Origin of the sequence: Bacillus sp. HNG (assembly GCF_003400205.1) — a bacterium.
Taxonomy (GTDB): Bacteria; Bacillota; Bacilli; order Bacillales; family Bacillaceae_L; genus Ferdinandcohnia.
Genome location: NZ_QUQV01000006.1, coordinates 1 through 15565, shown reverse-complemented (window position 1 = coordinate 15565; position 15565 = coordinate 1). Strand labels below are relative to the sequence as shown.

10 protein-coding genes are annotated in these 15565 nt (G+C 36.4%); 3 read left to right on the top strand and 7 right to left on the bottom strand.

The features are described from left to right. Positions 1–18: 18 nt before the first annotated feature. Together DZB84_RS12260 and DZB84_RS12255 are read right to left on the bottom strand one after the other, a co-directional pair. The gene (locus DZB84_RS12260; protein ID WP_116352807.1) at positions 19–2247 is read right to left on the bottom strand and encodes an AAA domain-containing protein; all 2229 of its coding nucleotides are present in this window, start codon (positions 2245–2247) and stop codon (positions 19–21) included. 427 nt (positions 2248–2674) lie between these two features. Then, positions 2675–3436 carry a Nif3-like dinuclear metal center hexameric protein gene (locus DZB84_RS12255; RefSeq protein ID WP_116352559.1) on the bottom strand — a complete coding sequence of 254 codons (762 nt, stop codon included), beginning with the start codon at positions 3434–3436 and terminating at the stop codon, positions 2675–2677. 644 nt (positions 3437–4080) lie between these two features. On the opposite strand from DZB84_RS12255, the gene DZB84_RS12250 reads away from it, so the two are divergent. Next, on the top strand, positions 4081–7602 hold the full coding sequence (locus DZB84_RS12250; RefSeq protein ID WP_116352558.1) for a bifunctional 2',3'-cyclic-nucleotide 2'-phosphodiesterase/3'-nucleotidase: 3522 nt from the start codon (positions 4081–4083) through the stop codon (positions 7600–7602). Positions 7603–7780: 178 nt separating this feature from the next. On the opposite strand, the gene DZB84_RS12245 is transcribed toward DZB84_RS12250, so the two are convergent. Continuing rightward, a complete protein-coding gene (locus DZB84_RS12245) occupies positions 7781–8734 on the bottom strand; it encodes a zinc-binding dehydrogenase (RefSeq protein WP_116352557.1) in 954 nt (317 codons plus the stop codon). Between the two features lie 154 nt (positions 8735–8888). Between DZB84_RS12245 and DZB84_RS12240 the strand changes: the two genes are divergently transcribed. Further along, positions 8889–9485, top strand: a complete 597-nt coding sequence (locus DZB84_RS12240) for a TetR/AcrR family transcriptional regulator (protein ID WP_116352556.1) — start codon at positions 8889–8891, stop codon at positions 9483–9485. A 335-nt stretch (positions 9486–9820) separates the two neighbouring features. Here the strand turns inward: DZB84_RS12240 and DZB84_RS12235 are convergent, their stop codons facing one another. The 4 genes from DZB84_RS12235 to DZB84_RS12220 all read right to left on the bottom strand — a co-directional run bounded on the left by DZB84_RS12235 (position 9821) and on the right by DZB84_RS12220 (position 14470). Next, entirely contained in the window at positions 9821–11086 is a 1266-nt protein-coding gene (locus DZB84_RS12235; protein ID WP_116352555.1) for an amidohydrolase, read from the bottom strand. A gap of 24 nt (positions 11087–11110) precedes the next feature. Next, the gene (locus tag DZB84_RS12230) at positions 11111–12274 is read right to left on the bottom strand and encodes an ankyrin repeat domain-containing protein (protein ID WP_116352554.1); all 1164 of its coding nucleotides are present in this window, start codon (positions 12272–12274) and stop codon (positions 11111–11113) included. 611 nt (positions 12275–12885) lie between these two features. Then, positions 12886–14097: a DUF6575 domain-containing protein gene (locus DZB84_RS12225; protein ID WP_116352553.1), complete on the bottom strand. Its 1212-nt coding sequence runs from the start codon at positions 14095–14097 to the stop codon at positions 12886–12888. Further along, positions 14084–14470, bottom strand: coding sequence for a hypothetical protein (locus tag DZB84_RS12220; RefSeq protein WP_116352552.1), 387 nt, complete (start codon positions 14468–14470; stop codon positions 14084–14086). The genes DZB84_RS12225 and DZB84_RS12220 overlap by 14 nt, the downstream gene beginning before the upstream one ends. A 443-nt stretch (positions 14471–14913) precedes the next feature. On the opposite strand from DZB84_RS12220, the gene DZB84_RS12215 reads away from it, so the two are divergent. Further along, positions 14914–15111, top strand: coding sequence for a hypothetical protein (locus tag DZB84_RS12215; protein WP_116352551.1), 198 nt, complete (start codon positions 14914–14916; stop codon positions 15109–15111). Positions 15112–15565: the final 454 nt, after the last annotated feature.

Below are 15565 nucleotides of genomic sequence, written 5' to 3'. Positions count from 1 at the left end.
CCAGTCTAAAACATCAAACTACATCTGTTTTAACAAATATTCACACCATTTACTCGAACTAAGCCGAGCTGCCACATAAGGGGGCTGTATCCCTTTTACGCCTTCGAACAGAAGACCCAGCCACAAAACTTTATCGTCAATAATCACAAATGGAAATGAAAAGTTTTTGTCTAGCCAGACATCACACTTGCCCCACTTTTGATTGGAAATAACAGTTAACTTTATTCGTTTCTCTCTGTTTTCCAATTGCTGATTCCACTCCTCTGATAGCTTAATTCCCTCTGGCAGGCAGATGGTAATCGATGAATTTGCCGATCTCAAATCTTGAAAAATAACGTCTACCTTTCGTGCATGAATCCACCTTAACTTTGGGTGTTGGTTTCGAACCCAAGAACCAATCTCATTCATTGTGACCGTTTGATTGTTCCGAGCCTGATGGTCGACAAGTTGTCTTAACGTTTTTCCTTTAAAAACATGCCCTTCGATAAAGTTTCTGTCACTGACCTGAATGAATTTTCCTTTCGTTCTTGTAATGGCAACATTAATCAAACGCTTGCTGTCCTTGCCCGTGACTAACATACCTGGCTGATTTTGTGGGGCACTGTCAACCGTATCAAATATCATCACATCACGTTCACTCCCCTGGAATCGGTGTACAGTGGCTGCGATAATATCTGCTCCGCTACGTTCCTTCACATAGACCTCTTCAAGAAGCAGTTCCATCAGATTAGCTTGAGCACGGTATGGTGTCACATACCCGATTGATGTAGCGCCGCTTATATAGGCTTCATGGATACATTGAAAAGAAAGTAATAGTTGCCATAGATTGAATCTTGAATTAGTTGTTCTATCGCTCACACCATTCATTCCAGTGAAGCTTGTATCTAAAAGCACAGAAGCTTGCCCTTTAAAAGGGGGAAGGCAAGTGATATGATTTCTGCTTTTATAAACACTTTCGGGATCTTCAACTAGAGAATGATAGATATACCGATTGGTAAACGCTGAAATATCAGGGTGCATCCTGCGCTGTTCTTTTAATAAAAAAAGCTGAGGGTGAAGCTTCCCATTATGTAACCCTTCCACTACACCAGCCTTATGGAAGACATCTTCTTTCAGCCATTCGGCCACGAGTGGATTCCGGCTTGCCGCAATCGGAGGCAATTGCATGAAATCACCACAAATAATAACTCGCTTTCCCATGGATGCGGCAAAAGCAGCTTGGGGTACATAGGCCATACTAGCTTCATCGAGGATAACGATATCGTAATTCGATTCATAAATAGCACTGTCACTAGCTGCCTTTGCAAGTGTCGCACCGACAATGAAGGCATCTTTAACTAATTGAACCTCTTTCCTTCTGATTTTCTCCAGTATCTTAGAAAACTTCGTTTCTAGTTCTAGTAGATGGTCCGAATCTCTTTTACTGAATGAAGTGGCCAGGTCTTGCTTTAAGTGGTACCTTTCTTCAACCAGTCGCTCTCTATCCTTGGCAAGGAGTGGGTCCTGCTTTTCAATAAGCTGATTTGTGGTAATTTCGTGATGGGCAGATAGCGTTTCCCCTATATTTCCACCGTACCGAAGCACATCCCCTTCTCTGAATCTTTTTTTCCTTTTAATAAAATCTGTCATTTCACTCATCAATACATCGACCGCTTGATTACTATGCGATAAAATCAATACCTTTTTCTTTTGAAAATATTTATTGGCTGCAGTTCTGGCTAAGGTGTACGTCTTTCCAGTACCTGGTGGCCCCCAGACGAATGTGGCAGGATTGTATTTTGATCTCAAAATCAATTCATGGACACTACTCTTAATCTTCTCCTTCGGATGTTTCGTTTCCATGGAAGGATTCATTAATCTCTTCACTCGTATCCGCTTTTGTTTGTTTTTTTTGATTTCATCCAAGCGTTCTATTAACTGTTCAAGTAATTCCCAAGGGTCATGGAGAAGATAGGCATCCGGGATGAGGTCGCCAAAATTATGTTCCAATGCAAGAATAATTCCCTTTCCTTCAGAGGAAAGCACCTTCCCACTGCTTTTCATCGCACCCCAGTCTAATTTTATAGAGGAGCCAACCGGTATCCTTAAAGGGAATGCAGTATCAAAATAGTTTTTATAGGGGCTGTCGTTTGATAACAGTCTTCCATTTGTTACAGAATAGCGGCTTCCGCCAAACTTTTTTAAATGATTAATCTCTAGCTGCAGGGCATGCTGCCATTCTTTGATATACATTTTCGTTGTTGTCATTTGCATTCCCTTCATTTTGTAAGGCTCTTTTTACAAGGTTCATGTCAAGTTTTTCCATAATGAGAGGATTGGATCAATCGCAGTGTCCTTTTGGTGATTTAGCCTGAGCGCTTTGTCTTTGAGAGTGAGCCTCAGAGACATTTCGGTGCTTTCGCTTTAGTGTTTTGTCTTTGAGGGTGCGACTCAGGGACATTTCGGCGTTTTCGCTTTAGGGTTTTGTCTTCGAGGGTGCGCCTCAGAGACATTTCAGTGCTTTCGCTTTAGGGTTTTGTCTTTGAGGGTGCGCCTCAGAGACATTTCGGCGTTTTTGCCATAGGGTTTTGTCTTCGAATGAAGTAAACCAAGTTCCAAAAAACAACCTTCTCCAAATACACCCCTTGGCATCCGCCATACGACCTTTTTGACGTGTTTCCCTATTATTTATTACTTATTTTATATTCGCTTCATAATGCTCTTCTTTAAGTCTAACTACTTCAAGATCCTCTATACTCTCATTCAATTTCAATGCTAAACTTTCAATTCCAAAGAATTCTGTAAAAGTATGACTCCCAACGATAAGATTTATCCCTTTAAATTGCGCATATTGAATCGTATACAAATTACATTCACCAGTAATGTACACATCACACTTATTTTCAACTGCTTCCTTAAGGCAAGCTGTTGGTGCCCCGTTTCCACAGACTAAGCCTACTCGCTTCACCTTTTTATCATTAAACCGCCAATATTTAACTGGTTCCTCAAGTAGACTTTCAATAGCTTCCACAAATTCATTTAATTCAATTTCTCCATCATACTCTGCAACTCTACCAAAAAATAAACCTTCCCATTCGTGGGTCCGCTTAACAATTTCTAAATTCAATTTCTTTAATAAACTATCATTTGTTCCAAAGTTACAGTCATCGAGTGGCAAGTGATTATAGTAGTGACTTATACCATACTCTGTTAGTTTTTCTATGCATGCCTCTCTTAATCCATATATTTCATCCCATGCATCGTGGTGTGTCACCATCATATCAACACCATGAATTCTTGCTTCCTCTATCGTTTCAAGCATTAGGTTCACACAATAGCCTATTTTTTTAACTTTTTTATCTGCTTGGTATGTAATCCCCGATTCTCTCGAATAGATTTCCTTATTTGTCACATTAAAAAGAGCATTAATTCGTTCAACAATATATGTTACATCCATGTACGTACCTCCCCTTTGGGTTTGCTTGTTGCCTGAAGGCTTCTATTTTTGTTCTAATTGCAGGATTCTTAGATAGATTTTCATTAACTACTTACTCCTACCCCCATATTATCATACCCATATATTTCCTATGCTTATAAATTCTATCTGCAATCCTATATTTGTGAAAAACTATAATTCTATACGCAGAACTCTAATTTCTTTGTAAAAGCTTAGTCTGAGGGAACATAAATTTATATCGATATTCAACTAAAATACGTATAGCCCAATGATACTAAGATGGTTAAGGTACTTCCACAATTCCTCCCAATATACTCTAAATAAAATTTACATATCCTTTTAATCTTCCTCTTATTAGAGGTCGATTAAATGTAAACTTTTATTTACAATTATTCAACTCCCTCTAAAAATTGAGGCTAATTAGCATAAACACGCTACTAAATACCTGTGTATTTATTCTCAAAATAAATACATTTAGCAAATCGAAAAATAAGCACAATTAATCATTTAAAAGAGAAAATGCTAAAATCACCATTACCTTTTACCTAATGTTAAGAAAATTAACACTATATTAAAATTTATTTTGCTATATTAATCTTTGGGTCTATTAAACTCAAAAATATAGAAGGATGGATGAGTACATTATGAAATTAGAAATGAGAAACAGTAGCAAGAAAATATTGTCCAGTACACTTGCAATCACCTTGTTAGCAGCTCCTTTCTTTTCTAGCAATGCAATGGCTGCAAACCCCTCCAAAGACAAGATTCAATCACAAGTTGAACTTCGCGTCATGGAGACGACTGATATTCATACAAATCTACTGAGCTTTGATTATTACAAAAATAGTTCGGCCCCTAAACTAGGATTGGCTAAAACTGCAACTCTTGTAAAAGAAGCTCGAGAAGAAGTAAAAAACTCTGTACTCGTGGATAATGGTGACCTTATTCAAGGGAATCCTCTTAGTACATACAAAGCAAAAATAGACCCTTTAGAGGATGGAGAAATACATCCAGCTATCAAAGCCATGAACTTAATGGGCTATGATATGGCGACACTTGGAAACCATGAGTTCAACTATGGCCTGGAGTATCTAGACGAAGTATATGATGATGCAAACTTCTCTTTTGTAAATGCAAATGTATATGTAGATGATCATGATAATGATCCAACAAATGATATTAATAAATATACCCCTTATAAAATTGTAAATAAAAAAGTCAAAGATGAATCTGGCAAAACAAATGTCATTAAAATCGGATATATCGGATTCGTTCCTCCTCAAATTAATGAGTGGGATAAGTCGAATTTAGATGGGAAGGTCATAACAAAAGATATCGTAGAAACTGCTAAAAACTATATTCCTATTATGAGAGAAGAAGGAGCAGATGTAATAATCGCATTAGCTCACTCAGGTTTTAGTGGAAATGAAGCAAATACTGAAGATACAGTATATGCTTTAAGTAAAGTACCCGGTATTGATGCCATTACATTTTCACATACTCATAAAACATTCCCAGCAAACAATGTAGCTAGTTTAGATACATTGTTCAAAGGTGCCGACGGACAACCTCTGCCTGGAGTAGATAACGAAAAAGGAACGATTAACGGTGTAGCTGCTGTACAAGCTGGATTTGGTGGCGGAACATTAGGAATTATTGATCTTACCTTACAAAAAATAAAAGGTAAATGGACAATTTCTAATTCACAATCCTCAACAAGACAAGTGGATTCTGTTCAACCAGACCAAGCCATTGTAGATGCTGTTAAAGCCGATCACGAAGCTACCTTAGAATATGTGAATACACCAATTGGAACAACAACAGATGACATCTATAGCTACTTCGCACTTGTACAAGATGATCCATCTATTCAAGTAGTGACAAATGCACAAAAATGGTATGTTGAAAATTACATTGAGCTAAACAAGCCAGAATTAAAAGATCTTCCAATTTTATCAGCAGGAGCTCCTTTTAAAGCAGGTCGCAATGGTGTTGATGAATACACAGAAATCAAAAAAGGTGATTTGACGATTCGTAGTGCAGGTGACTTATATCTTTATGACAACACTTTAAAAGCTATTAAAGTAAAAGGTTCGGTTGTGAAAGAGTGGATTGAAATGTCCGCCGGACAATACAATACCATTGATCCTTCAATTACAACTGAACAACCGTTACTAAATCCAGCATTTCAAGTATTTAACTTTGATGTAATTGATGGCGTAGAATATCAGATTGATGTTACAAAACCTGCTAAATACGCACCGAATGGGACACTTTTAAACCCAGACTCAAGCCGTGTTGTGAATCTTACGTATAATGGAGAACCTTTAAATCCTGAGCAAGAATTCATCGTCGTTACTAATAATTACCGTGCTGGTGGTGGAGGAAATTTCCCTGGATTAAAAGGAAGTGAAATAGTAGTCGATTCAGCCGATGAAAACCGTCAAGTGTTAATGGACTATATTTCTGAGATGAAAGAAATTACTCCAACTGCTGATGGAAACTGGTCTATTGCTCCAATCTCAGGAAATGTAAATGTTACTTTTACGACTTCACCAAAAGCAGAGCAATATATCACGGAAGAAAGCACATTTACTTATACTGGCAAAACCGATCCAAAAGGTTTTGGGATCTTTACTTTCAGCTTTAATAGCGATTCAAATAGCGATCCATTAAAGGTTCAGCTTTTAGGAGTAAATGATTTACATGGACAGTTAGATACGGTTACAAAAGTCGGAGATTTACCAGCTGGGCAAATTGAATACTTAGCAGCTGCATTAAAACAAGAAGAAACAACAAATCTTAATACACTAATTTTACATTCAGGAGATATGATTGGGGGAAGCCCATTAATTTCTGCTCTTTTCCAAGATGAGCCTACCGTTGAAGTAATGGAAAATATCGGTTTTGATGCAGGTACTTTCGGGAATCACGAGTTTGATGAAGGGATTGATGAATTACACCGTATGATGAACGGTGGAGATCATCCAAACGGATCGGTTGGTTATGACGGAATGAACTTCCCTCTTGTTGCAGCAAATGCATATGATACAAGAGACGGAAATTTAATTACGGACCCTTACACCATCTTCACAATTGAAGGTGAAAAAATTGGTGTCATTGGAGTTGTCACTCAAGAAACGCCTTCTATGATTGTTAGAAAAGGAAACGAATCATTAAAGATTACAGACGAAGTTGAAGCCATTAACAAGTATACTGAAGAATTAAAAGGACAAGGAATTGAAGCAATTATCGTCCTTGCACATAACCCTGCTACCCAAACAGGTTATGCAGGTTCATTCGACGCTAGCGGAATTGCAGAACAAATTGATGATGAAGTGGATGTCATCTTTTCTGCCCACAACCATGTAATGGTAAACCGAGTAGTGGATAACAAACTAATTGTTCAAGCTTATTCTTATGGATCCGCTTTTTCGGATGTAGAAGTTGAGATTGACCGCGTTACTGGAGATATCATTACTAAATCAGCGGAGATTAAAACTGTTTATCAAAAGGACTATACTCCAGATCCAGAAGTTGCATCGATTATGAAAAAATATACAGAGAAGGCTGAACCAATTAAAGCAAAAGTCGTTGGGCAATCTTTATCAACCCTTGAAAAAAGTTATCCAACTGTAGCTAATGAATTTGGAGATTTTGCTCTTGGAAATCTGATTGCAGATGGTATGAAAGTTGCAATGGACGCAGACTTTGCCATGATGAATGGTGGCGGTGTTCGCTCACCACTAGAAGCTGGTGAAGTAACATTTGGTGATTTATTTGCCATTCAGCCATTTGGTAATGTGTTAAACAAAGTAAAACTTAGCGGTGCAGATTTAGAGACAGTATTAAACAACCAGATTACAGATAGAGGCCTTGACTTCCATATCGCTGGCTTTAAATACACGTATACCTATGACGACACAGCTAAAACAGGTAAGGTTATAGACATCTTCTTACCAAACGGGAGCAAGATTGATAAAACGAAAGAATACACTGTTGTTATCAACAACTATATGACCGGAAACCTTAAATACGGTATTGGGGCTCTTTCTACTGATTTAGAAGTTGGCCCAGTAGATGTTGACGCAACCGTTGATTTTGTAAAAACATTACCTTCTCCTTTTGAATATAAGTCTGAAGGAAGAATCCAAAGAATTAATTAATAAGGTAACAGAGGACTGTATAGATTCTATACACAAATCCATACAGTCCCAATGTTCTACAATCATTGAGTCGTTTCTAAATATAAAAGCCTGTGAAATTTACTACAAAATTTCACAGGCTTTTTCATTTTAGAGGATTGTTTATCCCAACCTCTACCTCTATAAAGAAAACTTACATTTATTCAAATACAGCTACTAAGCGCCCTTTTACTTCATGATTTTTGAGTTTTTCTAAGCCTTTGTCGATTTCTTCAAATGGGATTGTGACAAGAGTTGGATTCATTTTTCCAGTAGCGAAGCACTCATATACACCTTTCAAGTCTTCTACTGACCCACCATTACTTCCTAAAAGCTTAATTTCTTTTGTAATCATTAAATACGTGTTGATATTTGATTCTAATTTACCCATACCAACAATGACAACTGTTCCTTGTGGTCTTACAGCTTCCAGTGCGTCAGAAGTTGTTTGTCCGAAACCAGCAAAGTCAACAATAACGTCACATTCTGCTTCTTTCATATCTAGAACAGTATCGAATACTTTATGAGCCCCTAGTTCTCCAGCAAGTTTTCGAGCTCCTTCGGAAACATCTGTAGCGTACACTTCACAACCTTTAATTAGTGCCATTTGTAGAGCAAATTGACCAAGTCCACCGATACCGATGATTCCTAATTTTGTACCTTCTTTTGCTTGTCCAATACTGAAAAGAGCACGATACGCTGTGATTCCTGCATCTGTTGAAGCTGCCCCTTCTATAAAGGAAACGCCTTCAGGAATGATTACTAATTGATCTGCTGGAACACGTACTTTTTCTGCATACCCGCCGTCATAGTTATACCCAGCAGTTACTTTTGTTTCTCTATTCATTGGGTTAGCCCCAACACGATCTCCAACTTTAATACCTTCAACACCTTCACCCACTTCAATAACAACCCCAGCAAACTCATGCCCCATAATAACAGGACCATTTGGGAAAAGTGGCATCCAACCTGGATCTTGTAATGCTGCAACGTCTGAATGGCATAGACCAGCAGCTTTCACGTCTATCACAACGTGACCTGGAATCGCTTTCGGATCTTCTTTTTCAATCAATTCTAGTGGTTTATTTGTACCTGAAAATAGCCAACCTCTCATACTATCTCCTCCAAATTGTTCAAATCTTATTTTTTAATAATTCTAGCTACACTTATAGTTTACTAGGTTTCACTTTCTGTAAACCATCCTTAATATTTGCTATAATGTTGAAGAAACCAACATTTTCATCAAATCTGTCTAATAGGAGAGGAATATGATGAAATCCAATTCCACCCAAGCGATGCGGACAAAAAATTTCTTAAAAAAGGCATTTATTGAAATGGTACATAAAAAGGGATTTAGTGCTGTTACCGTGAAGGACATCGTTGATTATGCGCAATATAATCGAACAACCTATTATGTGTATTACCAAAACATAAATGAGCTTGTTGAAGAGTTAATGAATGAAATGTTTGAAGCCATTCAGTATTACAGCATGTCGAAATACCAAAGCGATAGTCAGGTAAAAGTAATAGAGTTAACAACAAACTCCTTCGATTTGTTGTATTATATTTACGATCACCGTGATTACTTTACATTATTACTTTTAGAAGATACCTTGCCACACATTCACCAGCAACTGCCCGAAGCGATATTTAATTTATTGAAGAATAAATTTGATATTCAATACGGCGTGTCTTCTGTTGATGATTACTCCCAAAAACGTTATATGGCATATGGTACGGCGGGGTTAATTACGGACTGGATTGCGCAGAATTTTGATGTGACACCCGGTGAAATGACAGATCGTCTTATACGTATTTTTAATACCTTTGCAAGAGGGTTTGTTATCAAAGAAATCGACACTTAACAAACTTTAGAAATATGTATGTTCATATGGTGCGTGAATAGATAATTATTAATTACGAAATTTCTCCTCTATACAATTTGCCTTTTCATACCAATATCGATAAGGTTACGTGTCAAGTATGATACGGTTTACCGTTGTTATTTGAGGGACAAAAATGAGCATTGGGAACTGTAATTCTCAATGCTCATTTTGAGTTACTTGACATTCGGTAGTAATTGGGAATTGCGTTCATTCTTGATTAGCACACTGGCTCTCTCCATATCCCTCATTAATTAAGCTGTTCAGTTCCGAAGCTTAGCCAGTTACTTATCCATCTATAACCAGAAGATATGGCATTACTTTTTTTCTAACGAGCCTGAAGAAAAAACACCCTTACGTAATACAACAGCACGCTTTGGTAGCCGGGCAACGGTTTCAGCAGAACAGCTCGCTTGAACAAGGACCGCTGTTGCTTCGTCACCAATCTTCGGCCAAATTTGAACTCCGTTTTTATTTAAAGGTGTAATACCTCCTGTTGCGAGAGCCAACGATCGGGATAAATTATACTCATTGCTCCATCCATATAATTGGGCTGCAAGATGTGCTTTCTGAAGGATATCCCCAATCCCAAAAGGTGACCAATGGTCTATGATACTATCATTTCCAAGTAAAACTTCTACTCCTTGCTTTTGAAGTAGTGGGATTGGCATAACGTTTTTACCTATTGGAACAGTTGAAGCAATTGAGATACCTAATGAGGCTAAACGATTTGCAAGCTCAATTCCTTCTACTTCAGCTATTGAAGCAAGTGAAAATGCATGACTGATTGTTACTTTTCCCTCTAAACCAGCCTCCTCCGTAAAATCTGCCAATCTAGTAATAGCTTTTATTCCCGTATCCCCTCCTTCATGGAGATGTATATCAATGCCCACATTGTAGTCAACTGCGATTTGTACCATAGTTTCCAATGATTTTTCCATATTGCCATCAACAATTGTCGGATCAAGTCCACCAACATGAGTGACCCCAAGCTGCATAGCTTCACGCAACAGCCCTTCAACATTGGAACGAAGCAATCCATGTTGTGGGAAAGCCACGATTTCATATGAAACCTTATCTGAATAATTCTCTAAAGCATTCTTTAGTTTTTCGAGATTTTTTAAACCGATTGTTTGGTCAATATTACAGTGACTTCTAATATATGTTGAGCCATAGCTAAGGAGTCGCTCAATGAGTTTTTCAGCTCGTTCCTGAGCGGTAGGAAGTAACTCTGGAAGTAATTCTTCCTCTAAAGCAATCATGTCAAATATTGTTTTTCGGTTTGCACCCGCTCTCCATGGTCCTCCATAATAAGTTTTATCTAAGTGGATATGCATTTCCTTAAAACTAGGGAGAAGAAGCATGCCTTTCGCATCATAAATATCAATATCTCTTTTATAAGGCTCATTTATCCCTTGAATTTTTGTTATTACACCATTCTCAATTTCGATATTTCGCAATTCTGTTTCTGTTGCAACAACCTCACCATTTTCAAATTGATATCCACTTTCTAATCGAACATTTAAGAGTATGTACGTGTTCTTTTTATGAAGTTCTTCATTGAAAATATTTCTTTCTTCCATTTCGGTACTCCCCTTTGTTTGAATCTATTTTTTTCCTAGTAATTTAAGAGAATGTTCTTTGTGCAAATGGTACAGAGAATTAGTAGGATCATATTTAATTGCATTCTCAATTGCTTCAATCGCTTCTTCATGTTTTCCGAGTGACCTTAGGCTGTTAGCTTTGTGAAATGAGAAATCGTACCGATGCGGTAGAAGAGCCAAAAGCTTGTCCATCTCAGCAACGGCCTCCTTATGTCTACCAAGTTCTCTTAAATAATTTGATTTATGGTATCGGTAAAAGGTTTCATTTGGGTCAAGTGCACATGCCTTATCATATTCGGCAAGCGCTTCCTCCTGTTTTTTCATCAACCGTAAGCATTGGGCAGTATAGAAATAAAAGTCTACGTCGTTTGAATCTATTGCTAAGTCCACCTCAAATTGCGTGAGTGCCTCTTTATACCTCTTTGCTTCTTGTAAAAAACACCCTTTATAAAAATATAAATCTACGTTTTCAAAGTCACTTACAAGGCCATGATTTATGGTAGCAATAGCCTCTTCGTACCTATCTTCCTTGTAGAGTGATTTAGCTTTTTTGATATTACAACTTTCTATATATTCCTTGTTTAAGATTTTAGCAACCTTTACTTGATTGAGTTTTACTGCATGCTGAATTGCAGACTTACCGTCTCTATCTGGCAAGTTTACATCCGCTCCCGCTTCAACAAGAAGTTGGATAACTTCAGAAAACAAACGTCCACCATTTCCTAAAATAACTGCTTCTAATAAAGCAGACCAACCCAAATCATTCACATGGTTGACTGGAACTCCGGCATCTAAACAAACTTGAACCGTCTTTAAATACCCTTTTTCACTAGAAGGCAGTAAAGCCGTACCACCAAATCGATTTACACTTTTGAGATCTGCACCGTATTTAAGCATCATGCTTAAAATTTCATGAAATCCGTTTGCACCCGCGCAAATAAACGGAGTTAACTGGGTAATATCTCTTGTATTAACATCACTTCCAGCTTCTAATAACAATTGAACAACTTGAATTTTATTTTTTTGTGTAGCCGCCATTAAGGCCGTTCTACCACTCTGATCCTTATAATGAATGCTTGCTCCTTCTTGCAGAAGGCGCTTTACATCCTCCAATACTCCATTTTCACTTGCAATAATTAGGTCCTTATGTAAGGTTTTTATTTGCATCGGTAACTCCTTCAGTAACTTAATTTTACTCTCTATAATAAGCTTTATATTGATGATAGCCGTTGAAGTATTATCACTATTTCTTTAAATCAGCTAGCCCTTTCTAGCTTATTAAGTACAATGAAATTATCAATAGCTTATGCAGATTTTATCCATTTACTATATGACTGTCTATGTAATTTTATAATAAACTTGATATTGGATATTTAATGAAACCACCAAATTCAATAAATAAAATAATTAACCAATCCTTGCAACCCACAAGTTGATAGACTTATATTACCAAACCCCTGATAAAATAAGAAAGACCCCAAATTCGATAATGAATTCAGGGTCGGCTTTGCAATCATATTCTTTGCTGAATTATTTCATTACCAACTTGGTTACCGCTTCCACATGTCCAGAGTGTATGTGGCAACACATGAGATGTTGGTGATTTTTGTAACATGTAAAAAAGGCTACATAACAAATGACCTAAATCAAAAAACTCCCATTTAGATGTACTAATTAGGAGTTTTTCATTCGAATGCTTAGGAGATTCTTATTTTTGATAAAAAATATTTAAAGTAATCTAGTCATAAAAAATAGTGAAATTAGAAATGCGCCGTCTTTTATTCAGGCTGTTCGAATTGCATAAGAGTGTATTTTTCATAAAACTCTTCTTCTAAATAGTCATTAACAATTTCTTTCTTAATAATTGCTCTTATTGAACTTGGTACCTTGAACTGTAGATTATTATTTTTTTTCAGTTCTCTAAACATTTCTGTAGACATTCTCCCACTTATTTCTCCAATCGAAGTAGTCGAAATTCTAAATTTGTTATAAGAAGTGTTAATTGATGTTAATACGCCTTCAACCTCAACCTCTTCAGAATGTTTCTGACTCTTATCTTTTAGAATTTTATTTAATATTTCTAGTTTACCGTAAGATGCTTTATCAAACTTAACTTCTCTCGGCACAGTCTTAGCTTTAGTATTTGCCTCTAAAGTCAATGAAAAATCATTATCTACAATGTCTTTAAGCATGTTTTTTACACTCTTTATTGTTTCGATTGAATATTCTTCATCAATATCAATTTGCTCTTCTATTTCAATTGGATTTTTATGTTGAATATCATCTATTAATTCAAAAAGATTGTTTAAAGATTTTTCAGGAACTTCAAACAAGTCTGGCTCCATTGGCTCTGTTAACAGCCAAATACCAAATGAAGATGGCTGAAGAGAATCCACTCTCAAGTTAATTGCATGAGTCGGTCCCTGCCCCAATAACTTACTTCCAATATCATAAGCAATATCGTTGATTGATTCCTTTAGATTACTTAAGACATCTAAAAATAAATCTAAGCTAATATCATGGCTGTTCCTTTCGTCTCTTAGCACCATTTTAAATCGTGAACTATCGACTAAATCTTGTTCTACCGGAACTAAATTTTGTTTTGTAACATAATCATACTCTACAAAGAAATCTTCTTCTGGAAAGCTTTCATCATCAAAATTATGTGCTTCTACTAATTCTAGCCCAACCTCATCATTTATGCTGATATAATTTGAATTAACAAAAATATGGTATAAGCGTTTTTTACTTAATAAACGATTTAACAATGTTAAGACTGAAAGCCTATGCTCAATTAAATTTTTTAGTTCTTTGCTCGTTATCCTACTAAAAAGCCATTTATCAACTTTTTCTTCTAATTCTTCTACATAATAATTTAGAAACAATTCATTAGAAGGGGATTTTGAGATGAAGAAGAGAGGGAAATCATAATAATCAAATGTATGTATAACTTCCAACCGTTCTAAATCAATATATTTAATTGGTTTCACCTCGATCTTCCTCTCCTAAGAATACTTTAAGCATATTTACATTTCTATATAACCAAAGATTTAAATGCCCGTTCTCTATATTATGTATACCACAATCAGATGTGATTTTTCCCTCTACAAAGCTTTTCCCTTTTAAATTTTTATACCTCTTCCCAGCACTTTTAGCTGCTCTTGTAGAAGTAAAAAAAGAGATTGCAAGTGCTTCACATGTTTTATCAGAAGGATATTTCTTTTCCCGTTCCTTATGATTTAAAAAATCTATTTCGCCAATTGTATCATTTTCTATAAATCTATATACAGGCTCTACATCATTGGGAGCAGCATTTGATGGAGGACAACTTTCTGGCATGTCAGCTTGACTTTTAAAAACCATTATTATATCCTTTCCTTTCTTTTTTATTCGTATACTTAGCAAATATGTATAAAAAAGTAAAATGATCTATGTCAAATATACCAATCTTTAGTGGAAATGTACTATTTCCGACAAAAAAAGACAAAATATTACATTAATCTTATTAAATTACTTCGGTCCTGCATTAGTACTTAAACAGAGATTTTCGAGGAGTTTTTCTAGAATGATTATAGAAAATTGTCTCATTATCTAATTCAATTTCAAGGCTACAAAAATAGTTAAAACTTGCATTCTATTTGTCAAAAGGTTTTATTAGCTACATAAAGTTAATCCCTTAGGATCAGAGCCACACCCTCTGTCAAAACGCTGTCGTTTTAGTAGAGTCAATATGGAAAACTACTGAAAGGAATAACCGTGGGAATGCCCTTAAGTCACGCTAAAAAGAGGTCAGGTGAGTTGAGCCGATGCAGAAAATCAACGTAGCAATCATTAGGCAAGGTCTTTACTGCTGTTTTCAGACTGGATTGTTAGGCTTAAAGGAGTGGGAACGACTTCTTGCACAAACGGTTTGGATGGAGTTTCGATTGGTTACGGCCAATAGTGCTTGTAACGATATATGCGGGCGAAACTGCGTATGCTTAATAAAGCAAATGACAAGTTGAAGTAATTCAGGTATTAAACAGTAGCATCATCGGGTGCCCAGCTTTACACTAAAAATTGCATTCTCAATGATAAATACTATTTCCTCTGTCCTTGAATCTCTATTGATTCTTGAGACAGGGGTGGGTATTTTTCATAGTCATAACCCGCATAACCTAAAAAGTGTGCATCTCGTAAAATAACCATCTTCCAAGTATATTGCTAATGAAAAGACACCCGATAAGAGTGTCTCAATCAAAAACATATGATAAACCTACATATTTGTAGCCTGTAATTTTGCTTGTTCTAATACATCCTCAACAGCTTTTGGTTCTTTGTTAGGCGGATAGTGTATTTTGCAAGAAAAAAGTGCATAGTTGCGCAAGAAATTTTGCAGAGTTTTGCCACCCAATTATTTCAACTTATTTTGCCCGAGATAAAGCGTTCGATAGTCTATAGCTTCCACCGTTAAATGTT